Annotated in this window: 28 protein-coding genes; all 28 read left to right on the top strand. The window is 40.9% G+C overall.

Annotated features, from left to right (window positions below; all coding sequences use genetic code 11):
* Positions 1-10 precede the first annotated feature (10 nt).
* The gene (gene eutC, locus HBN42_RS08785) at positions 11-919 is read left to right on the top strand and encodes an ethanolamine ammonia-lyase subunit EutC (protein WP_165994678.1); all 909 of its coding nucleotides are present in this window, start codon (positions 11-13) and stop codon (positions 917-919) included.
* Positions 920-938: 19 nt separating this feature from the next.
* Positions 939-1592 (top strand): ethanolamine utilization microcompartment protein EutL, encoded by a 654-nt coding sequence (eutL, locus tag HBN42_RS08780; RefSeq protein ID WP_165994677.1) that lies wholly within the window; start codon positions 939-941, stop codon positions 1590-1592.
* 16 nt (positions 1593-1608) lie between these two features.
* The gene (locus tag HBN42_RS08775) at positions 1609-2211 is read left to right on the top strand and encodes a BMC domain-containing protein (RefSeq protein ID WP_165994676.1); all 603 of its coding nucleotides are present in this window, start codon (positions 1609-1611) and stop codon (positions 2209-2211) included.
* 6 nt (positions 2212-2217) lie between these two features.
* Complete coding sequence (locus HBN42_RS08770; protein ID WP_165994675.1) at positions 2218-3705, top strand: acetaldehyde dehydrogenase (acetylating); 1488 nt, start codon at positions 2218-2220, stop codon at positions 3703-3705.
* Between the two features lie 68 nt (positions 3706-3773).
* On the top strand, positions 3774-4067 hold the full coding sequence (locus HBN42_RS08765; RefSeq protein WP_165994674.1) for a BMC domain-containing protein: 294 nt from the start codon (positions 3774-3776) through the stop codon (positions 4065-4067).
* A gap of 25 nt (positions 4068-4092) precedes the next feature.
* Positions 4093-4368, top strand: coding sequence for a propanediol utilization microcompartment protein PduA (gene pduA, locus HBN42_RS08760; RefSeq protein ID WP_002896373.1), 276 nt, complete (start codon positions 4093-4095; stop codon positions 4366-4368).
* A gap of 98 nt (positions 4369-4466) precedes the next feature.
* Positions 4467-5111, top strand: coding sequence for a hypothetical protein (locus HBN42_RS08755; RefSeq protein WP_165994673.1), 645 nt, complete (start codon positions 4467-4469; stop codon positions 5109-5111).
* A gap of 21 nt (positions 5112-5132) precedes the next feature.
* Positions 5133-5759 carry an ethanolamine utilization phosphate acetyltransferase EutD gene (gene eutD / locus HBN42_RS08750; protein WP_165994672.1) on the top strand — a complete coding sequence of 209 codons (627 nt, stop codon included), beginning with the start codon at positions 5133-5135 and terminating at the stop codon, positions 5757-5759.
* A 30-nt stretch (positions 5760-5789) separates the two neighbouring features.
* Positions 5790-6422 carry an ethanolamine utilization protein gene (locus HBN42_RS08745; RefSeq protein ID WP_165994671.1) on the top strand — a complete coding sequence of 211 codons (633 nt, stop codon included), beginning with the start codon at positions 5790-5792 and terminating at the stop codon, positions 6420-6422.
* Positions 6423-6434: 12 nt separating this feature from the next.
* A complete protein-coding gene (locus tag HBN42_RS08740; protein ID WP_165994670.1) occupies positions 6435-6710 on the top strand; it encodes a EutN/CcmL family microcompartment protein in 276 nt (91 codons plus the stop codon).
* Positions 6711-6731: 21 nt separating this feature from the next.
* Positions 6732-7826 carry an ethanolamine utilization protein EutH gene (locus HBN42_RS08735; RefSeq protein WP_165994669.1) on the top strand — a complete coding sequence of 365 codons (1095 nt, stop codon included), beginning with the start codon at positions 6732-6734 and terminating at the stop codon, positions 7824-7826.
* Between the two features lie 24 nt (positions 7827-7850).
* On the top strand, positions 7851-8300 hold the full coding sequence (locus HBN42_RS08730) for a cupin domain-containing protein (protein ID WP_165994668.1): 450 nt from the start codon (positions 7851-7853) through the stop codon (positions 8298-8300).
* Between the two features lie 271 nt (positions 8301-8571).
* Positions 8572-9933 (top strand): cobyrinic acid a,c-diamide synthase CobB, encoded by a 1362-nt coding sequence (locus tag HBN42_RS08725; RefSeq protein ID WP_165994667.1) that lies wholly within the window; start codon positions 8572-8574, stop codon positions 9931-9933.
* On the top strand, positions 9930-10877 hold the full coding sequence (gene cbiB / locus HBN42_RS08720; RefSeq protein ID WP_165994666.1) for an adenosylcobinamide-phosphate synthase CbiB: 948 nt from the start codon (positions 9930-9932) through the stop codon (positions 10875-10877). The genes HBN42_RS08725 and cbiB overlap by 4 nt, the downstream gene beginning before the upstream one ends.
* A gap of 10 nt (positions 10878-10887) precedes the next feature.
* Complete coding sequence (locus HBN42_RS08715; protein ID WP_165994665.1) at positions 10888-11586, top strand: cobalt-precorrin-8 methylmutase; 699 nt, start codon at positions 10888-10890, stop codon at positions 11584-11586.
* Positions 11587-12279, top strand: coding sequence for a cobalt-precorrin-8 methylmutase (locus tag HBN42_RS08710; protein WP_165994664.1), 693 nt, complete (start codon positions 11587-11589; stop codon positions 12277-12279).
* A 12-nt stretch (positions 12280-12291) separates the two neighbouring features.
* Positions 12292-13416 (top strand): cobalt-precorrin-5B (C(1))-methyltransferase CbiD, encoded by a 1125-nt coding sequence (gene cbiD / locus HBN42_RS08705; protein WP_165994663.1) that lies wholly within the window; start codon positions 12292-12294, stop codon positions 13414-13416.
* Complete coding sequence (locus HBN42_RS08700) at positions 13407-14066, top strand: cobalt-precorrin-7 (C(5))-methyltransferase (protein ID WP_165994662.1); 660 nt, start codon at positions 13407-13409, stop codon at positions 14064-14066. Before cbiD ends, HBN42_RS08700 begins: the two co-directional genes overlap by 10 nt.
* Complete coding sequence (locus HBN42_RS08695; protein ID WP_165994661.1) at positions 14011-14565, top strand: decarboxylating cobalt-precorrin-6B (C(15))-methyltransferase; 555 nt, start codon at positions 14011-14013, stop codon at positions 14563-14565. The genes HBN42_RS08700 and HBN42_RS08695 overlap by 56 nt, the downstream gene beginning before the upstream one ends.
* 13 nt (positions 14566-14578) lie before the next feature.
* Positions 14579-15337, top strand: coding sequence for a cobalt-precorrin-4 methyltransferase (locus HBN42_RS08690; RefSeq protein WP_165994660.1), 759 nt, complete (start codon positions 14579-14581; stop codon positions 15335-15337).
* A complete protein-coding gene (locus HBN42_RS08685) occupies positions 15327-16388 on the top strand; it encodes a cobalt-precorrin 5A hydrolase (RefSeq protein ID WP_413251934.1) in 1062 nt (353 codons plus the stop codon). Before HBN42_RS08690 ends, HBN42_RS08685 begins: the two co-directional genes overlap by 11 nt.
* A 16-nt stretch (positions 16389-16404) precedes the next feature.
* Complete coding sequence (cobJ, locus tag HBN42_RS08680; RefSeq protein WP_165994658.1) at positions 16405-17130, top strand: precorrin-3B C(17)-methyltransferase; 726 nt, start codon at positions 16405-16407, stop codon at positions 17128-17130.
* Entirely contained in the window at positions 17127-17888 is a 762-nt protein-coding gene (gene cobK, locus HBN42_RS08675; protein WP_165994657.1) for a precorrin-6A reductase, read from the top strand. Before cobJ ends, cobK begins: the two co-directional genes overlap by 4 nt.
* Positions 17889-17898: 10 nt before the next feature.
* Entirely contained in the window at positions 17899-19359 is a 1461-nt protein-coding gene (cobA, locus tag HBN42_RS08670) for a uroporphyrinogen-III C-methyltransferase (RefSeq protein WP_165994656.1), read from the top strand.
* Between the two features lie 2 nt (positions 19360-19361).
* Positions 19362-20132, top strand: coding sequence for a sirohydrochlorin cobaltochelatase (locus HBN42_RS08665; protein WP_165994655.1), 771 nt, complete (start codon positions 19362-19364; stop codon positions 20130-20132).
* A gap of 3 nt (positions 20133-20135) precedes the next feature.
* Entirely contained in the window at positions 20136-20840 is a 705-nt protein-coding gene (locus HBN42_RS08660; RefSeq protein WP_165994654.1) for a cobalt-factor II C(20)-methyltransferase, read from the top strand.
* A 27-nt stretch (positions 20841-20867) separates the two neighbouring features.
* Positions 20868-21596, top strand: coding sequence for an energy-coupling factor ABC transporter permease (locus tag HBN42_RS08655; protein ID WP_165994653.1), 729 nt, complete (start codon positions 20868-20870; stop codon positions 21594-21596).
* Positions 21593-21877 (top strand): energy-coupling factor ABC transporter substrate-binding protein, encoded by a 285-nt coding sequence (locus HBN42_RS08650; RefSeq protein ID WP_165994652.1) that lies wholly within the window; start codon positions 21593-21595, stop codon positions 21875-21877. The genes HBN42_RS08655 and HBN42_RS08650 overlap by 4 nt, the downstream gene beginning before the upstream one ends.
* Positions 21878-21889 lie beyond the last annotated feature (12 nt).

The following is a 21889-nucleotide window of genomic DNA, read 5'->3' as shown; positions in this document are numbered from 1 at the left end:
GGAAATCATTGTGGATGAACAACAATTAAAAGAAATGATTCGTTCAATGTTAAGCGAGATAGCCGAGGATTCAGAAGCTAAAAAGGCAGAAACTGAGACAGATTCATCAAAAGAAGACTTAAAAGAGAATAAGAATCAAGAAGAAAGTACTATTGAAGATGGCTGTATTCCTGATATTACAGAAGTTAATATCCAGGAACAATTTCTAATACCACATGCTATTAATGAAGAAGCCTATCGTAAAATCAAAAAATTTACCCCGGCACGTCTTGGTCTATGGCGAGCTGGAAACCGTTACATGACCCAGTCAATCTTACGCTTTAGAGCAGACCATGCGGCAGCACAAGACGCAGTATTTTCTTACGTTTCAGACGATTTCGTGAAAGAAATGGGCTTTGTCGCTGTGCATACCATGCCTAAGACTAAAGACGAATATTTGACCCGTCCAGATTTAGGCAGAATCTTTTCTGAAGACCAACAAAAGATTATTCAGGAAAAATGTCAAAAAAATGCTAAAGTTCAAGTCATTGTTGGTGATGGACTCAGTTCTTCAGCTATTGAAGCCAATGTCAAAGACTTCTTACCAGCCCTTAAACAAGGTTTGAAAATGTTTGGCTTAGACTTTAATGAAGTTCTCTTTATCAAGCATGCCCGGGTAGCAGCTATGGATAAAATTGCAGAGCTAACTGGCGCAGAAGTAGTTTGTATGCTGGTTGGTGAGCGTCCTGGGCTTGTGACAGCAGAATCAATGAGTGCTTATTTAGCCTATAAGCCAAGTGTAGGCATGCCAGAAGCTAAACGCACAGTCCTTTCTAACATCCATAAGGGTGGGACTCCTGCTGTTGAAGCGGGTGCCTATGTAGCCGAAATTATTAAGAAGATTCTTGAACATAAAAAATCTGGAGTCGATTTGAAATAACTGATAGGAGGTAGTTGTTTTGAAAAATGAACGTTTAGGAGCAACCGTTTTAAGTGCTCTTCTCATTTCAAATGTTGATGCGGGCTTAGCATCATCTCTCAATTTAAAACCCTATCATCGAAGCTTGGGAATTATCACCTCTGACTGCGATGATGTGACCTATGTTGCCTTAGATGAGGCAACCAAAGCAGTAGACGTTGAAGTCGTCTACGCACGTAGTATGTATGCTGGGGCTGGCAATGCGTCAACAAAATTAGCAGGTGAAGTTATTGGGATCATTGCTGGTCCAAATCCTGAAGAAGTACGCAGTGGTTTGGATGTGGTTGTTCAAGAAATTGAAAATGGAGCAAGTTTCTACAGTGCTAATGATGACAATAGCATTCCTTACTTTGCCCACTGTATCTCAAGAGCTGGTACCTACCTATCAGAAGGTGCCAACGCAGAAGAAGGAACAGCCATTGCTTACTTGATAGCTCCACCAGCAGAAGCCATGTTAGCACTTGATGCTGCCTTAAAGGCTGCGGATGTAACCATTGGAGCCTTCTACGGACCACCTAGTGAAACAAACTTTGCAGGAGGACTTTTGGTAGGATCCCAATCAGCCTGTCGTGCAGCCTGTGATGCCTTTGCTAATACAGTCCTAACGATCGCAGAAAATCCGAAGAATTATTAAGTTAGGGGTTAATGAGATGGCAAATAAAGCATTAGGCTTAATTGAGATACGTGGTTATCTAGGTGCCATTGTCGCAGCAGATGCAGCTCTCAAGGCAGCAAATGTATCACTACTAGCAATTGAGACCATCAAAGCAGGTTTAAACACGGTACAACTTATTGGAGATGTCAGTGCTGTTAAATCTGCTGTAGATACAGCGGTCAATTTGGTGCAGGAAAAACCTTACTATATAACTAGTCATGTCATTGCTAGGCTTGATCAGCAAACCGAGACCCTTTTTCCAAAGTCAGACCCAAAGAAAACCATTGAACAAAATGAAACCTTAATGGGAGGATATGTCTCCAGTCAACCTCAAGAAGATAAGCCAGCCAAAGAGGATTTAAGAGGAAATGAGTTCAAAGAAAGACCTCTAGCCCTTGAAGTTCCAGAGCCCATAGAGCTTGAAAAAGAAAAAAGTCATAAGAAATATACACGAATGGAACTTGAAAGACTAAAAGTTGTCCAGCTCAGAAGTCTAGCTTATAGAGAAGACAAGGTTCGACTAAGTAAGAAAGAAATTAAATTTGCTAACAAGCTCTTATTAATTGATGCTTTGACAGAAATAGAAAGAGAGGAGTAAGAGTGAATGTATTTAGAAGATAAAGACCTTGTATCAATCCAAGAGACACGTAAACTAGTTCGTGGTGCCAAAAAAGCCCAAGAAGAACTAGCAAAAATGAGTCAGGAACAGATTGATACCATTGTAAAAGTTGTTGCGAAGGCTTGTTATGATAAGCGTGAACAACTAGCAAAATTAGCAGCCAAAGAAACAGGTTTTGGCCGTTGGGAAGATAAGGTTTTAAAGAATGCCTTAGCTTCAAAGGGTGTTTTTGAAGAAATCAAAGACATGCGAACAGTCGGTATCCTCAGTGAGGATAAGGAAAAGAAAGTTTTAGAAGTGGGTGTTCCGGTAGGGGTGATTGCAGGTCTTGTTCCTTCAACCAACCCAACCTCTACAGTTATCTATAAGGCACTTATTTCTTTAAAGGCTGGAAATAGTATTGTTTTTTCTCCCCACCCAAGTGCCCTCAAATCTATCATTGAAACCGTTAAGGTGATTCAAGAAGCCGCTAAAACAGCAGGTTGTCCTGATGGTGCAGTGTCAGTTATCGAAAAAGTTTCCCTAGCTGCCACAAGTGAGTTGATGAAACATAAGGATACTAATCTTATCCTGGCAACCGGTGGAACAGCAATGGTCAAGGCTGCTTATTCATCAGGAACACCAGCTATAGGAGTGGGACCAGGAAATGGCCCAGCCTTCATTGAAAAAACAGCTGATATTCCAAAGGCTGTTAAGCAGATCATAGACTCTAAAACCTTTGATAATGGCGTTATCTGTGCTTCAGAGCAATCTGTCATTGTTGAAGAAGAAATGAAAGCAAGTGTTATTTTAGAATTTAAAAAGCAAGGCGCTTACTTTGTCCCAGAAGAGGATGCCAAGATCTTAGGTAACTATATTATCCTACCAAGTGGTGCTATGAATCCTAAGATGGTCGGAAAGACTCCTCAGGTTATTGGCCAACTAGCAGGAATAGATGTTCCAGCAGATGCCAAGGTTCTCATTGCTGAAGAAAGTAGAGTTGGTAAAGATGCCCCTTACTCAATGGAAAAATTGGCCCCTATCCTAGGTTTTTACACTGTTAAGAATTGGCAAGAAGCTTGCGAATTAAGCATTAAAATCTTACACCATGAAGGCGCTGGACATACACTAGCTATTCACACACAAAATGAAGACATCGTTCGTGAGTTTGCCCTCAAGAAACCTGTCTCAAGAATACTGGTTAACACAGCAGCAGCCTTGGGAGGTGTAGGAGCAACCACAGGACTATTCCCAGCCTTTACACTTGGTTGCGGAGCTGTGGGTGGCAGTGCCACTTCAGATAATGTTAGTCCACTAAACTTATACAATATTCGACGTGTGGCCTATGGAACATCAGAACTATCAGACCTACGCCAAGCAGAAAATCAACAAATAGCTGATAAATCATCTCACAAGGTTCAGATTGTTAATCTGGACGACGACAAACTCCTTGATCTTGTCGTTAAACGTGTCTTATCACAAATTGGAAAATAAAATCAGTAGAACTCATTCAAAGGGGATAACCCTTACTTAATATATTTGAAAAATTGGAGGAAAAGAATATGGCAAACGCAAATGCATTAGGAATGGTAGAAACAAAAGGTTTAGTAGGAGCAATAGAAGCAGCTGATGCAATGGTAAAAGCAGCAAATGTTACCCTAATTGGAAAAGAACAAGTAGGAGCAGGCTTAGTAACTGTTATGGTACGTGGTGATGTAGGAGCAGTCAAAGCAGCCACAGATGCCGGAGCAGCAGCTGCAGAAAACGTAGGTGAATTGATCTCAGTACATGTCATCCCACGTCCACACGCAGAAGTAGAAGTCATCTTACCAGAACAAAAAAGCAAAGAATTATAAAAATAGATATTAGGAGGAAAAGAATATGGCAAACGCAAATGCATTAGGAATGGTAGAAACAAAAGGTTTAGTAGGAGCAATAGAAGCAGCCGATGCAATGGTAAAAGCAGCAAATGTTACCCTAATTGGAAAAGAACAAGTAGGAGCAGGCTTAGTAACTGTTATGGTACGTGGTGACGTAGGAGCAGTCAAAGCAGCTACAGATGCCGGAGCAGCAGCTGCAGAAAACGTAGGCGAGTTGATTTCAGTACATGTCATCCCACGTCCACACGCAGAAGTAGAAGTAATCTTACCTAAATAAGTTTCAGTGGCTCTATTCAGGCACATATATCGTAATACTGCTTTTCAGTCATTGCGGTATATGCTGTCTTAATTTATTCAATAAAAGGAAGTGAATACATGCCAGTTTATACAGAAACAAAGATTAGAAAATTATTTAGGGAGTCACTTATTTCTGATCATGGTCTTTTAGAGATAAGAGATAAAGACAGGCTAACGCCAGCAGCAAAAAGTTTCTTAAATGATCACCATGTTAGAATCCGCTATGTTGATCAGAAATCCAACAAGCACTCAGATACAGATGACGAAGGCTTATTAGAACCCATTTCAAGTCTTGAAGATTCGGCTGTGTATCCACGACTATTTCACTTGAGCAAGCTATATCCTTATCTCTTAAGGACACAAAAAGAAGTGCATCTAGCATTTGAAATGGCTAAGCTTGAACAGATCCAGTCAATCATTGATATCGTAGATCAGGTGCTTGATGGCCAAATACTAGCTGATCCTAGTCATTACCGACAAGAGCTAGCTGGTGGAGAGGACTTAGAAGCTATCCGCCTAAGAGAGGGTCTAGATCAGCTTAGAAGACCAGATTATAAAAGTAGTGACTGGCAGCTTTCTTGCTATCAAACCTATATTGAGACAGTGTTTCTGCGTAAAGAATTCCAGACGCTGCTTAAGGGGGACAGAGATTTATTTGCTTGTCAATTAGTGAGCTTATTAAAATCGCTGGAAGTGCTCTTATGGCTTGTAATGAGTGAATAAGGAAGAGAAAGAAGATTGGTGATGACTTTAGAAAATTTGATAAATAAAATTGTTGTTAAAGTAGAAGAGGAGTTAGCAGGAAGCTTTGAAGTGGAAGCCAGTGGACGTCATATCCATTTAAGTCAAAAGGATTTAGAGGCCCTCTTTGGCCCAAATTACCAGCTGACAAAGGTTAAGGATTTATCCCAACCAGGTCAATTTGCCTGTCAAGAAAGGCTAACAGTTCTTGGCCCTAAGGGTCAGTTTCACAATGTTATTATACTGGGACCTGTTCGTAAGGAATCACAGGTGGAAGTTTCTCTGACAGACTGCCTCCAATTAGGAGTAAAGGCTCCAATTAGAGAAAGTGGTGATATCGGAGGAACACCAGGAATCATTCTCACCAATGGAAATCGCTGTATTGCCTTAGATAAAGGCTTAATAGTGGCCAAACGTCACGTTCATATGACCCCTGAAGATGCCCAAAAGGCAAATGTTCAGAATCATGAAATTGTCCAAGTGAAAGTAGACGGTGAGCGGCCTATGATTTTTGATGATGTGGTCATCCGTGTCAGCCCTAAATTTGCAACCTATATGCACATTGACTATGATGAAGCCAATGCTTGCGGCTTTAAAAAAGGGCTACGTGGTCGCATCCTTAAAAAATAAAAACAGACATAGGCGGAAAGGTTGAAAATAATGGTAAATATAGACAAATTGGTTCAAGAAATAACTGACCGTTTATTAGAAAACCTCCATCAAGAGTCAATGGCTAAAAAAGTCTATGTGATTGGGCAAGTTGAAAATGAAAGCCACTTGCTTCAAGAAGGTTATAAGATTGTCGACCAAGAAGACAGTGCCGATTACCTCATTGTCACTAGTCTTTCTAGGGATTCCCTCTTGAGGGTGGCTTCACTCTGCCCAACCAGCAAAGAAGAATCCATATTATTATCTGCCCTCTTAGAAGGAAAGCCGGTCTTTGTATGGTCAGCTTGTTTACAACTGGCTCATTATCAAAAAAAGGCTAAGTCTTTACTTTATCGTGAGATGTTGGAACAAAAAAGAAAATTAGACAATTATGGAGTTCAATTTTATGAAAAAGAGACCTTAATGGCTCTTTTAAAGAAAAAGCAGCAGCTTAAAAAAGCTGAGCTTCAAGGCGATCAAAAACTTAACAAAAAAGTCTCTAAGAAAAAGAATTTGATAACAGAAGCCAAGCTAAAAAATTTGCAGTTAAGAGCTGGTCAGTTCTTTAGACTAGAAGAAGATATGATCATAACAGATCTAGCTAGGGACTACTTAAAAAGGCATCACATTATAATTGAAGAATAGGAGTGTAAAGAGATGTTTGTTGGGAATGTAAAAGGCAGTCTATGGGCTACTAGAAAAGATGAAAAATTGAATGGTCTGAAATTTTTAGTGGTGGAACGCCAACTAAATGAACATCAAACAGACTCTGCTCTTGTTATTGCAGCCGACTGTATTGGTGCTGGAGAAGGAGACCAAGTTCTAGTGACTACAGGCAGTGCTGCACGAATCAACTTAGGAAAAGATAATATACCAGTTGATATGCTTATCGTCGGAATTATTGACAAAGTTGATTATCAAAATGATCAATAAAAAAATTAAAAGGTGACAAATATGAGTATAAATGAAATCATCATTTACATCATGGTTCTATTTATGGTAATCGGTGCAATAGATAAGTGCATCGGTGGAAAATTAGGATTAAGTGAAAAATTTGAAGAAGGTATCATGGCAATGGGAGCACTTGCCCTTTCAATGGCAGGGATCATGGTTGTGGCTCCTATACTTGCTAGCGTTTTAAAACCAATAATAGTTCCCTTATATGGTTTAGTTGGAGCTGACCCTTCGATTTTTGCAACAACTTTTATTGCAAATGATATGGGTGGAGCACCATTGGCACTTAGCTTAGCCCAAAATGAAACTGTAGGGAACTTTGCAGCCTATGTTTTAGGCTCTATGATGGGACCAACCATTGTCTTTACCATACCAGTTGCTTTGGGAATCATTGACAAAGAAGACCGTCCCTTGTTAGCACGAGGTATTTTATATGGCTTAGTAACCGTTCCTATTGGATGTTTGATCGGGGGTCTCTTAGTTCCTGGTTTACCTGCAGGAACCTTACTCATCAATTTAATTCCAATTATCATTGTATCAGCTCTAATCTTCGCTGGTCTTTTATTGGCTCCAAATGCCATGATAAAAGGTTTTGAAGTCTTTGGTCAAATTATTGTCATTATAGCTACACTAGGTTTAACACTAGGAGCAGCTCAGCTTCTAACAGGTAACCAATGGTTGATTAACCTTTATCCTAAAGGTCCAGATACCTTAAAAGAAGCCTTTGTAGTGGTTGGGACAATTGCCGTTACCTTAGCCGGAGCTTTTGGTCTTGTGGCTGTCTTTACCAAAGTAGCTAATAAACCCCTATCAAAAATTGGTAAAACCTTGGGCATGAACGAAGTTGGTGCTGCAGGTTTGGTAGCTTCTTTAGCTAACAATATTGCCATGTTCCAAATGTTGAAGGATATGGATAAGCGCGGTAAGATTATCAACGTTGCCTTTGCTGTTTCAGCTTCATTTGTTATAGGAGACCATTTAGGATTTACAGCTGGGCAAAATGCAGAAATGATTGTTCCAATGATGGTTGGCAAATTAGTAGGTGGTATTACAGCAGTGCTTCTAGCCTTTTTCTTAACCAAAAAGGAAGCTTAATAAGGCTTGTAAGGAGATGATATAATGGAAGATATTAAGAAATCAGATTTAGAAAGCTTGGTTCGTCAGATTTTACTAGAAGAGCTGGCAAAAACAGATTCCAGTAAAAAAGTTAGCAAGTCCGGAGTGGCTTCAATTGCTTTGAAATCAGTAGATGTACGTCCAGAAGATCGCTTGGATACTGGCAATGCTAATGACTCTGTCTATACAAGGGATCTCTTAAGCTTAGAAGAAAGTCCAAGACTTGGGCTAGGCTTAATGACCATGGAAGAAACAACTTTCCCATGGCACTTGGACTATGATGAAGTTGACTACGTTATTGAAGGTCAGCTAGATATCATAGTTGGTGGTGAGGTGATGAGCGCAGGTCCTGGTGAACTACTTTTCATTCCTAAGGGAAGTGATATTAAGTTCTCAGTTAAGGGTAAGGCTCGCTTTATCTACGTCACTTATCCAGCTGACTGGCAGTCTTAAATAGTAAAGGTTATCAGTCTGTAAGAGCCTTTTTAATCAGTCAAAAGCTATCTATCAAGCTCAAGCAAAAGGAAGCAGCAGTGCTTTTGTAAGAGCTTACCCACCTTCGAAAAAACTTGACGAAGGATAACTTTTATATTAAAATTGATGTAAGGTTAGGGTAAGCCCTTACATAAACACAACGGAGTGTTTCCAATAAGAGAGCAACGGTGCTACAAAAAATAGAAATATTTTTTGTAGCTTTTTTATTTCATCAAAAAAGTGAGATCCAATGAAACAATTTATGATAGCAGGTGTATCAAGTGGCGTTGGTAAAACAACCATAACTTTAGGACTATTAAAGGCCTTGGCAAATAGAGGCTATAAGGTGCAACCTTACAAAGTTGGTCCTGATTATATTGATAGTTCTTATCACAGTCGCATTACAGGCAGAGCATCACGAAATTTAGATAGTTTTATGATTCCAAATAGGGACTACTTAAACTGGGCCTACTATCATTGTCAAGAAGACGCAGATGTGGCTCTTGTTGAAGGAGTCATGGGTTTATTTGATGGTCTGGGTACAGACAAGGATTGTGCTTCTTCAGCAGATATAGCTAAAAAACTAGATCTTCCAGTTATTCTGCTTGTAAATGGCAAGTCCAGCTCTACTTCAGTAGCGGCCATAGTACACGGCTTTGACACTTTTGATCCTCATTTGCAGATAGCAGGTGTTATTATCAATGGTCTAGCTTCACAGGGACATTATCAGTTGATCAAGAAGGCCATTGAACGCTATAGTCAAGTCCCTGTCTTAGGCTATTTCCCTAAAAACACAGAGTTCAAATTACCTTCCAGACATCTAGGGCTTGTTCCTGACGTCGAACTAGAAGATTTTGAGAAGACCATGACCCTCCTTGGGGACATGGCTCAAGAGCATATTGACCTTGATCAGCTCTTAGAAGTAGTGGAAAGACCAAAACGTCCTGTGAAGAATCCTTTTACCCTTTGGAAAGGAGAATCCTTAAGGATTGCCTATGCTCTGGATCAAGCTTTTCATTTCTATTATGAGGATAATCTTGAATTACTAAGGTCTTTGGGAGTAAGCTTACTTCCTTTTAGTCCCCTAAAGGATCAGCAATTGCCAGAGGCAGATGCTTATTACTTTGGCGGCGGTTTCCCAGAGGTTTTTGCCAAGCAATTGTCAGACAATCATAGCTTTCGGAAGTCAGTCTTAAAAGCTCATAAAGAGGGAATTCCCATCTTTGCAGAATGTGGCGGTCTCATGTACCTAGGAAAAGACTTACAAATAGAAGAAGATTGCTATGACATGGTTGGTATTTTTGAGGGAGAAAGTATCATGACTTCAAGGCTCAAACGTTTTGGCTACTGTCAGGCGAAGACAAAGACAGACGGTTTATTTGGGCCAAAAGGTACAGAAATCAGAGGGCATGAGTTCCACCACTCTGTATTTCAAACCAAGGAAGAGCCAGTTCTGTCCATGAAAAAAGTCAGAGATCAGGAGCTGGTTGCTACTTGGGAATGTGGTTACCAAAAAGGCCACAGCTTTGCCAGCTATCTTCATATTCATTTTTACCAAGATGAGGCTCTACTGGCTCATTTCTTAGACTATATTAGGAGGGCAAAGAAATGACACTGATTGCCATCTTACTGGCTCTCTTACTAGATTGGACCATTGGAGATCCTTACTCCTGGCCCCATCCCATAAAAGCCATTGGTTCTTATATTAACTTTTTTCTACAACTAAAAGATAAGTTTCTTTTTTCGGACTATCTTTTTGGGGCACTTCTATGGCTATCTACCATTAGCTTGAGCCTAGGTCTAACAGCTGGTCTTTTATGGTTTAGTTCGACCATTCATTGGCTTTTCTATTGGCTTATTTGGATTTATCTGGCCTATGCTTGCTTGGCTACAAAAAGTCTTGCCCATGAAGCTAGAAAGGTCTATGAAAAGCTGACCACAGCTAGTCTAGATGAGGCAAGAGATCAGGTTGGCATGATTGTTGGACGTCAAACCTCTGAGCTCTCAGAAGAAGAAATTACAAAAGCAACCATAGAAACAGTTGCTGAAAATACCAGTGATGGGGTCATTGGCCCCCTTCTCTGCCTCTTTCTAGGCGGCCCGCTCTTAGCTATTTTTTATAAGGCTGTCAATACCTTGGATTCCATGGTGGGCTACAAAACCAAAAAATACTTTAAAATTGGCTATGTTTCTGCCAAAATAGACGACCTTGTCAACCTTATTCCAGCAAGGCTAACCTGGCTAAGCTTATTAGTGGCCAGCTACATGCTTGAATTGGACGGAGTTTGTGCACTTAGGATTGGTATTCGAGACCGTTACCAACATGCCAGTCCCAACAGCGCCTTTCCAGAGTCAGTTGTAGCAGGTGCCCTCGGCATTCAACTGGGTGGCGGCCATTATTATCATGGGGAATTTCTTGACAAGCCAAAAATTGGTGACAATAGGAGAAAAGCTTGTCCAGAGGATATCAAAAGCTGCCTGTCCTTACTCTATATGTCTACCATGATAGCCCTTATCTTAGGCATTATCGGCTACCTTATTTTAAGCAATTTATAGGAGAACTTTTATGTCATATGTCAAAAATCCTTCCTCCATTGAGGAAAAAAGCTTTCAAATCATACAATCAGAGATTGCAAAAGAGCATCCTGATTATCAGTTTGAAACAGCTATGCAAGAGGCCATCATCAAAAGAGCCATCCATACCACAGGAGATTTTGACTACCTCTATAATATGCGTTTCACCCATGGTGTTAATGAGGTCATAGAAGAGATCTTTAAAAACAAAGGAACCATTATTGTGGACTCCACCATCTCATTAAATGGAATTAATAAGCGTGTTTTAGATCAGATGGGGGTTAACTATACCTGTTTATTGACAGATCTCAGGGTTAGCCAACTGGCTAAAGAAAAAGAGATCACCCGCTCAATGGCAGCTGTAGAACTTGCAAAATCAATCAAAGGCCCCAAACTCTTTGCCTTTGGAGGAGCACCTACCGCCTTATCCCATTTACTGACCTTAGTAGAACAAAAAGAGCTAGTAGCAGATGCCCTTATCGGGGTACCAGTAGGTTTTATCCAAGTGGAAGAATCTAAAGAAGCTCTACTAGCCTCTCAGATACCAGCCATTATTACAGTAGGTCGTAAGGGAGGAAGTACCATTGTGGTAGCTACGATCAATGCCATTCTTTACCAGTTAAAGGCAGTAGCAACAGAAGATTACATTCGCTACTCTTCTGACTATATTCGAAAAGAAGGAGAAAAATAGATGCCTTATCTAAGACAGGCTCATGAGATTGAGCAAGCCAGCTTCCAAAAAATTCAAGCTATCATTGATCAGGAACATCCATCTATCCACTTTTCAGATCCTTTTGAAGAAGCTATTTTAAAGCGTGTGGTCTTTACCAGTGCTGACTTTGATTACCTCTATAACATAAGTTTTTCAAATGATGTCATAGCAAAAATATGTCACGTCTTAAAAGAAAAAGGCACCATTTTTACAGATACAACCATGGTCTTGGGTGGTTTTAACAGGAAACTATTAGACCAGATGGAGGTAAGCTATCGTTGTTTGGTCAATGAGCCAGAAATCTTCAAAGAAGCTAAAGAAAAAGGCATCACAAGATCAATGGCAGCAGTGGAATATGCAGCCAAGTGTAAAGGGCCAAAGCTTTTTGTCTTTGGCAATGCCCCAACTTCCATTTTCAAGGTGCTAGATATGGTGGGTGAAGAAAGGCTTGAAGCAGATGCAGTCATTGGCGTTCCGGTTGGTTTTGTCGGAGCAGCAGAATCAAAGCTAAAGCTCCATGAAAGTTCTTTACCTTCCATTGTCGCTTTAGGTCGTAAGGGAGGAAGTACCATTGCAGCTGCCATTGTCAATGCTATTTTATATCAGCTCCTAACTGATATAAAGGATGACAAGGATGATACTGTTCCAACAAGAGATCATAAGGGTGAGTGAAGGTGCTTGCAGATGGAAGAATATACCTATGTTAATGGTAAAAAATTAAAAAAAGGTTTCACTACAGGAACCTGTGCCACCGCAGCTACTGTTGCTGCTCTTAATATGATTCTCAATCAAGAAATTGAAGAAGAAGTAAGAGTTAAAACAGCTTCTGGCCTTGAAGTGAATATGACTGTTTGTGATCCTTCTTATGGACCACAAGAGGCTACTGCTGCTATTGAAAAAGACGGTGGAGATGATGCTGACGCCACACACGGGCTCTTGATCTATTCAACAGTAACTTTACTAGCAGACCAAGAAACCATTAGCATTGATGGTGGAGAAGGTGTTGGGCGCGTGACCCAGGCAGGCTTAGCAGTTGGTGTTGGCTCTGCGGCCATTAATCCAACACCCAGACGGATGATAGAAGAGTCGGTCAGACAAATCATCGGTCCAGACTGTGGTGCCAAGGTCCTTATATGGGTGCCAGAAGGAGAAGAAAGAGCCAAGCAGACCTATAATTCACGTCTAGGGATCGTAGGTGGCATCTCTATTCTAGGAACCACAGGCATAGTCAATCCCATGTCAGAAGAAAGTTGGAAGGCTGCTATCACTATTGAGCTAAGCATGCTCTATAATCAGGGTCACCGTTCAGTCGTCCTTGTTCCTGGTAATTATGGTGAAGGCTTTGCGGTCTCAGCTTTGGGATTGCCTAAGCATAAGATCGTCAACATGAGTAACTTTGTCGGTCATGTCCTAAAAGAAGTGCAACGCATAGGTTTTACCAAGGTTTTGATGGTTGGTCATCTGGGAAAATTTGTTAAGGTAGCAGCAGGCATCTTTTCGACCCACAGTAAAGATTCTGATGCCCGCATTGAAACTCTCATTGCCAATCTAGCTCTAATGGGAGCCCCTCTTGACTTCCTTGAAAAGATTGATGCCTGTATCACGACTGAAGCAGCAGCTGCTCTTATCGAGGAATACCATTTTGAAGGTCTTTATCAGATTTTGGCTGATAAGATCAAAAAGAAGAGTGAGCGTCTTTTAAGATTCCGTAAACCAGAGGTTAGTGTAGATGTACTGATCTTTACTTCAGAAAGAGGCTATCTAGCCTCTACAAAAAGTCTAGATCAGCTAAAGGAGGAATGGAAATGATTGATCTTATTGGCATTGGTCCTGGGAATCAGGCATACAGCCTGGTCGGCCATCAAAAACTCTTTCAAGAGGCGGACCTTATTTTAGGAAGTGAACGGCATTTAGCTATTTTGCCAAGTGTCTATAAGGAAAAAGGGCAGATAGCTCCAAAGAAATTGCAAGCCCTAGAAGAACTGCTCCGCCATTTACCTGAAGAAAGGAAGGTTCTTTATCTAGCTTCAGGAGATCCCTTGATCTATGGCCTAGGAAGGTGGCTGGCAGAAAAATTTCCCAGTCGTGTCCGTATTATGGCAGGTGTCAGCGCTATGCAATACTTGGCCAGTCGAATTTGTCTGTCTATGAACGATGCCTACCTAACCAGTAGTCATGCTAAAGCTCCCAATTATGATCTAATCATGTCTTTGCCTAAGGTTTTTATGGTAACAGACCAAAAGACTGGTCCCTACCAGATTGCTCAAGAGATTCTTAGAAGAGGCTTGAAAAAACAGCTTGTTATTGGGGAGCAGCTCAGCTATCCAGACGAAAAAATTACAATTTTACCAGCAAAGCAAGTGCTGGATAAAGAATACAAAATGAATGTAGTGGTGGTATTAGATGAAGGATTCAGAATTTATCAGAACCAAGGTCCCTATGACCAAAGAAGAAGTTAGAGCTATTAGCCTAGATAAGTTGGCTCTGCATAGAGCAAAACGACTCTTAGATGTAGGCTCAGGTACAGGTAGTGTCAGTATTCAGGCAGCCAAGGCCTATCCCCATTTAGAAGTGGTTGCCATTGAAAGAAATCCAGAAGCAGTGGCTCTAAGCAAGGAAAATAGCCTATCTTTTAATTGTCACAATGTCAGGATCCATGAGGGCCTAGCTCCTATGTCTGTTGAAGGGCAATTTGACGCTATTTTTATTGGTGGAACAGGTGGAAATTTAGCAGAGATATTGGAGTGGGCTGACCACCTAATGTCATCTGGTGGACGCCTGGTTTTGAACTTTATTTTACTAGAAAATGCCCTAGGAGCTATTGAACTGATGGAAAAGATGTCTTGGAAAGACATCGAAATGGTCTCTATTCAAGCCAGTCGCTGGACTGGATTAGGTAAGGGACATTACTTTAAACCCCAAAATCCGACCATCATTATTTCCTGTCAAAAATCATAAAGTGAGGTAACTTATGTCAAAAGTACATTTTGTTGGAGCAGGGCCAGGCGATATCGAATTAATCACCTTAAAAGGCTACAACTACTTATCAAAAGCAGATGTTGTTATTTACGCAGGGTCCTTAGTTAATCCTGATTTACTAACTTATTGCAAAAAAGAAGCTACCATCTATAACAGTGCTCACATGCACCTTACAGAAATCATTGATGTCATGGAAGATGCAGTTAAAGAAAATAAAGAAGTGGTCCGCTTACAAACAGGTGACTTTTCTATCTATGGTTCTATTCGTGAGCAAATCGAAGAAATGAAAAAAAGAGATATTGACTTTGATTGCATTCCAGGTGTTAGTTCCTTTTTAGGAGCGGCTTCTAGTATTGGAGCTGAATATACTGTACCTAAGGTATCGCAAAGCTTAATTATCACTAGGATGGCGGGAAGAACGCCTGTGCCTGAAAAGGAAAGCCTAAGGAGCTACGCTCAACATAGGACCTCAATGGCCATTTTTCTATCTGTTCAAGGCATTGAGAAGGTGGTAGCTGAGTTGGTAGAAGGAGGCTATCCACAATCAACGCCAGTAGCTGTTATTTATAAGGCTACTTGGCCAGAAGAAAAGAAGGTGTTTGGAACTTTAGAAGACATTGCTAAAAAAGTTAAGGAAGCTGATATTAGTAAAACAGCTCTCATTTTAGTAGGTGATTTTCTAGGACAAGAGTTCTATTACTCAAAATTATATGATAAAGAGTTTGCCCATGAATACCGCAATTTCCAGTAAAAAAAGGCGCCCCTATGCCATTGTAGCCCTTACAGAAAGTGGGAAAGAGACAGCCCTTTCTTTGCAGGCTAAGTTGGAGCAAGACTCAGAGGTCTACACAACAGAAAAACTAGCTGATCAAAGAAGCCGCCCTTTAAGTGGAAGTCCAAGAGCTGCCATAGCTAAACTCTTTACAGAAGTAGATGTCTTAATAGGCATTATGGCAACAGGTATAGTGGTAAGAGCTATTGCGCCGGTGATTGTGGACAAGGAAACCGATCCGGCAGTCATTGTCATGGATGAAAAGGGGCAAAATGTCATCAGTCTCCTCAGTGGACACCTTGGAGGTGCTAATAAGCTGACCAAGGAGATTGCTAGGCTCATGGGAGCCCATCCTGTTATCACAACAGCAACGGATGTTCAAGATGTGGTGGCTCTAGATACCCTAGCTCAATCTGTCAATGGCTGGCGCAGTGATCTGAGACCCCTTGTTAAGCCCTTTAATCAGTTGCTAGCTAGTGGGCAGCCTCTCTATTTTTACCAAGAAAAAGCTTGGATAGATGACTTTAGAGGTCTGATCCCTTTTAAAAAAGAAGAACTTAAAGAAAAGCTCCAGGGAAAAGATCCTCTGATTATAATCTCTACCGAAGTTGTTGGAAAAGACAGAGAAAATCTGGCTCTCATCCATCCCAAGCCCTATGTTTTAGGTGTCGGAGCACGAAAAAATACTGATCCCCAACTATTTAAGGTTGGTTTTGAACAATTCTGTCAAAAAGAGCAAATAGATCCTAAGGAAATTGGTAAGATAGTCAGTATTGATTTCAAAAAAGATGAAAAGGCTATCTTGGCCTTGGCTAAAGAATTAGCTTGTCCCTTTGAAACCTACAGCAAAGAAGAATTACTGACAGTAGCTGATAAGTATCCTCAGTCAGAATTTGTCAAAAAAACCGTAGGAGTAGGCAGTGTGGCTCAGGCTAGCGCCGATCTGGCAAGCCAGGGTCAGGTTTTAAGCCAGCGTTTTGCATACAAGGGCTGTACCTACGCCTTAGGTAAATGGAATCTTAATAAATAGTAAAGGATAATCAAAGATGTTATATGTCATTGGTCTAGGACCAGGAAAAGAAGCCTTAATGTCCAAAGAAGCTCTGCAAGCCATTGAAGATTGTGAGATCATCGTAGGCTATGCAACCTATATGCGCCTTATCCGTGATCTTGTAAAGGATAAAGAGCACGTGGCAACAGGGATGCGGCAAGAGATTGATCGCTGTCAAAAAGCCATTGATTTGGCGCGTGAAACAGGTAAAAATGTTGGCGTTGTGTCCAGTGGTGATGCTGGTGTCTACGGCATGGCAGGTCTTATTTTAGAGCTCTTAGGAGACAGCACAGATCTGGCAGTAAAAGTTATCCCTGGTATCACAGCAAGCTTAGGAGCGGCCGCTGCAATGGGAGCACCCTTGATGAATGATTTTTGTCATATTAGCCTTAGTGACTTAATGACACCTTGGGAAATGATTGAAAAAAGGCTACATGCTGCTGCACAAGGTGATTTTGTCATTTGTCTTTATAATCCAAAAAGCAAGGGACGGCCAGATCATTTGGCAAAGGCAGTCCAGATCATCTCCCAATACAAAGCCTTGGATACTGTAGTTGGTCTAGGAAAAGATATTGGACGTAAGAAAGAAAAGGTAATCTTAACCACACTTGAGGATATAGATGACAGCTTAGTGGATATGACCACCATAGTTATCATTGGCAATAAAGAAACCTATGTTAAAAATGGATTGATGATCACTCCAAGGGGTTACAGCCTATGAAAAAATTGTTGCTAGGTGGCACTTCTGACAGTACAGCTATTTTAACCCTATTAAATCAGTTGAAAATTCCTGTTATAACTTCGGTCGTGACAGACTATGGCAGACACCTGGCTGAAAAATGGGGGCAACCCGTACATCAGGGTTCAATGACAGCATCTGATATGCTTGCTTTTATCAATCACCATCAAATAGATGAGATTATTGATGCCACACATCCCTTTGCAGATGTAGTTTCAAAAGAAGCAATGACTGCTGCCAAAGAAGCTGGTATTTCCTATATTCGTTTTGAAAGACAAAGAAGTATGGATTTGACGGGAGCTATTCTTGCGACTTCAACCCAGGAAGCCATTGACATTTTAAGAGCCAAAAACTACCAGACCATTTATTTGGGAACTGGCAGCAAGACCCTTCCTTTATTTGTTAATCAACTAAGGGACAGACGGATTGTAGCTAGGGTTTTACCCACCTCAGAAGTCCTCTTGGCTTGTGAAAAATTAGGCCTAGTAGCTGATCAGATTGATGCTATCAAGGCTCCCTTTTCAAAAGCCTGTCACAGGGAATTGATTGCTAGGACAAAAGCAGATGTTTTTGTCTCAAAAGAAAGTGGGACAGTTGGTGGCGTCAGAGAAAAAATTGATGCCTGTATAGAACTAGGAATAGATTGCATTATCATATCAAGACCTCAGATGGATTACCCCAAAATGGTATCAAGAATTGAGGAGCTAGAAGCTTATTTAAATGATGGCAGTGAAAAGTAAAGGAGAAGAGATGCTAGGAAAAGTCACGCTTTTAGGAGCTGGTCCAGGCGATGAGGAGCTCTTAACAGTAAAGGGAATGAGACGCCTAAAAGAAGCAGATGTGCTAGTCTTTGATCGGCTTATTAATGCTAGCTTATTGGCATATGTCAGGCCAGATTGTGAATTAATTGATGTTGGAAAAAGACCAGGACAGGCTTCAATCAGTCAAGAAGCCATTGAGGCTATTCTTGTTGAAAAAGCTCAAGCAGGCAAAAAGGTACTTCGTCTAAAGAGTGGTGACCCCTATGTCTTTGGACGTGGTGCCGAAGAGGGACAATCCCTAAGAAAGGCAGGTATTCCTTTTGAAGTTGTTCCTGGTTTGACATCTGCCATCGCAGGCCTTACCTATGCTGGCATTCCCATCACCTACCGTGATGTGGCGACAAGCTTTCACATTTTTACAGGGCATTTAAAGGATGAAGAGGCTTCTTTAAACTGGTCAGCCATTAGTCAGCTCAAGGGAACCCTGGTTTTTCTCATGGGCATGAAGAATCTCTCCAAGATTGTTGGTCAACTTCTTGCAGCTGGCTATACTAAGGACAAGCCGGTTGCCATTATTGAGTGGGCCACTCATCCACAGCAGCGCTCTATTGATGGAAATCTTGGCAACATCCTTTCTCTTGTGGAAGAAAATCACTTTAAGGCACCCAGCCTAATTGTAGTGGGAGATGTGGTTGCTTTTAGAAGAGAGCTTAATTTCCATGAAGCCCTCCCCTTATTTGCTAAGAGAGTGTTAATCCAAGAATCAGAAAAAGGAAGACTTCCTCATTATCTTAAGGATGCCGGTGCTAGCCTAGTAACCTTTCCAGCAAGAACCAAGATCAATCCCAGGGATTTTCTGTTACCAGACTTATCAGAACTTGAAGGGCTTATCTTTGCAGATGTGGAAAGTTGGTTCCAATTCCTGACTTATCTTAAGAAAAGATCCATTGATATCAGAAGCTTGCTCTCTCTTAAGCTGGTAGCTACTGGGCATCATACTATTAAAGCTATTGAGGAATCAGGATTCATACTTTACCAAAAAAATCAAGACCTATCAGATAGAGACTGGTTGGACACCTTGCCAAAGACAGAAAAAGATTGGCTTATTCTAGCACCTCAGCACAAGTTAAGAGATTTGAGCAGGTCTTGTTCTTTACCCATAGTAGAAACCCATCTGATGGATTTTGAATCAGCTCCGTCACTCCCTAAAAGTTTTTCAGAAGTAGACTGTATTTGTCTACCAAACTCTGTAGCAGCTGGCAACTTTGTGGCTTTAAAAGAAAAAGGCTACTTTGCTGAACTACCTAATAACTGTCCCATAGTTGTGATGGGTCAAAGTACCAGGGCTGTTTTAGAAGCTTCTGATTTTACTAGGATTGTTGATAGTGACCAAGCGACGCTAGCATCCATGCGGGATAAGTGTATTGAGCTAGTGACGAAAGGAGAATAAAGATGACAAAGGCTATTTTGGTTGTTAGCTTTGGAACGACCCATGCAGACACTCGTCAAAAAACAATAAAAGCTTGTGAAAAAGCTATAAAAAGAAGATTTCCTGCCTATCTTGTTGAGTCTGCTTTTACATCGACCGTGGTCATTAGACGCATCAAAGAGCAAGAAGGGTTACTGATTTCCACAGTTAAGGAAGCTCTAGAAAGTTTAAAAAGCCGAGGCATTAAGGAAGTTTACATCCAACCTCTTCATATTATCCTAGGTCAGGAGTTTGAAAAAATACTGTGTCAGGCTAAAGCCTTTAAGACTGTTTTTGACAAGATAGAGATTGGCAAACCCTTGTTAAATACTATGGCTGATTATCAGGCTGTTAAAGATACCTTGCTTAAATACTATCAGCCTAAGGATAGCCATTCAGCTACTGTATTGATGGGGCATGGCAGCCGCCACTATGCCTTCACAGCCTATTCTGCCTTAGATCATATGCTTGATGCTAGCTCTGTCTATTTGGCCTGTGTAGAAAGTTATCCTTATATTGAATTAATTGAAGAAAAGTTGGCAAAAAAGAACATCAAGAAGGTTAAACTAGCTCCCTTCATGCTAGTTGCTGGGGAACATGCTAAGAATGATATGACCTCAGAAGAGGCAGATTCCTGGTATTGTTTCTTTAAAGAGCGTGGCTATGAGCTAAGTACAGAACTCACTGGCTTGGGGGAATTTCCTGAAATAAAGGAACAGTATATCAGGCACTTAGAAGAGATCATTAAGGAGTAGCAGATGGCAAAATTTTATGGAATTGGTATAGGCCCAGGAGACAGCCAACTTATTACGGTTAAGGCAAGTAAACTTCTGGGAGAGCTGGATATTATTTATACACCAGAGGCAAAAAAAGCTGGGAAAAGTCTAGCCTTAACTATAGCAGAGCCCTATTTATCAGAAGCTGTAGAGATCAAACAAAGGCACTTTCCAATGGTTGCTTGCCAGTCTGAAAAAGAAGCTCAATGGCAAAGCATTGGTCAAGAAATTATAGCAGATGTTCTTTCAGGTAAGAATGTGGCCTTTATCACACTAGGTGATGCCATGCTTTACAGTACCTATAGCTATCTTTTAGAAATAGTAGGCTCACAAATAGAGACACAGACCATCCCAGGGATTACTTCTTTTTCTACTATGGCCTCGGTCTTAGGCCAGCCTCTGACCATGGATGAGGAATCTTTGGCAGTTGTGCCAGCTACGGCCCCTGCTTCAAAAATAGAGGCAGCCTTACAGATCCATGATAGCCTTGTCCTAATGAAGGTTGCTAATCACTTGGATAAAATCCTCCCCCTTTTAGAAAAATACCAACTATTAGACAAGACTTTTCTTGTCAGTCATGCTTCAATGCCAGAGCAAAAAATTCTTCGTGGGGTGTCAGACCTAAGACTTGATAGCAAGCTCAGCTATTTCACAACAATGATTGTCAAAAAAACAATCTTATCTTAATTATTTTTAGACATTGAGGAGTTTACGATGAAAAAACATCAAAAGTTCTATTTTATTGCTTTGTTAATCTTGCTTGGATTTTTGAGTTCCCAGACAGTCTACGCTATGCACATTATGGAGGGTTATCTGCCACCCATTTGGTGCCTTTTGTGGTTTGTTCTTTTCTTACCTTTTTTCATAGCAGGGCTTCTAAGAATTAAAAAAGTTGTAGCAGAAAATCCTAATGCTAAGACCATGCTGGCCTTATCAGGAGCCTTTATTTTCATTCTATCGTCACTAAAAATACCCTCTGTCACAGGATCAAGTTCTCATCCCACCGGTGTTGGACTTGGAACAGCTATGTTTGGACCTTCTGTCATCAGTGTCTTAGGGACAATTTGCCTGCTTTTTCAGGCCTTACTCTTAGCACATGGTGGTTTGACCACTCTAGGGGCAAATGCCTTTTCAATGTCTGTGGTTGGTCCTTTTGTCGGCTTTGCCATTTATAAACTGGCTCGGTCAATGAAGGTCTCAAAGCCTGTCTCATTATTTTTATGTGCTTTTCTTGCTGACCTATCTACCTATGCCACAACCTCTATCCAACTGGGTCTGGTTTTTCCAGATGCTAAGGCTGGTATAGTAGGAGCTACCTTTAAATTTTTCGGAGTCTTTTTGATCACTCAGCTGCCTATTGCAGTGGTTGAAGCTTTATTAACCGTTGTTTTATTTAATCTTATTTCAGAAAATATCAAGGGAAAAGAGGATTTATTCATATGAAAAAACATAGAAATCTTATCTTAGTAGGTCTTATTATCATCATTACCCTAAGTGCCTTTGTCTTTGCACCAAAAGGCGTAGAATACAGTGGAACAGACGATGCTGCTGAGACAGCCATTAGCAGCTTGAAAAAAGATTATAAACCTTGGTTTTCACCCATATTTGAACCAGCAGGGGAAGTGGAAAGCCTTCTCTTTACTTTGCAAGGCAGCATCGGTGCAGGCATCATTTTTTATGTGATTGGCTATCACAGAGGTAAACAACAAGGCTCTAAGGACTAAGAGCTCAATCAG

Source organism: Streptococcus catagoni (assembly GCF_011421425.1).
In the GTDB taxonomy this organism is placed as follows: domain Bacteria; phylum Bacillota; class Bacilli; order Lactobacillales; family Streptococcaceae; genus Streptococcus; species Streptococcus catagoni.
Note: the sequence above shows the minus strand (reverse complement) of the source record. Positions and strands in the feature narration are given on the sequence as shown.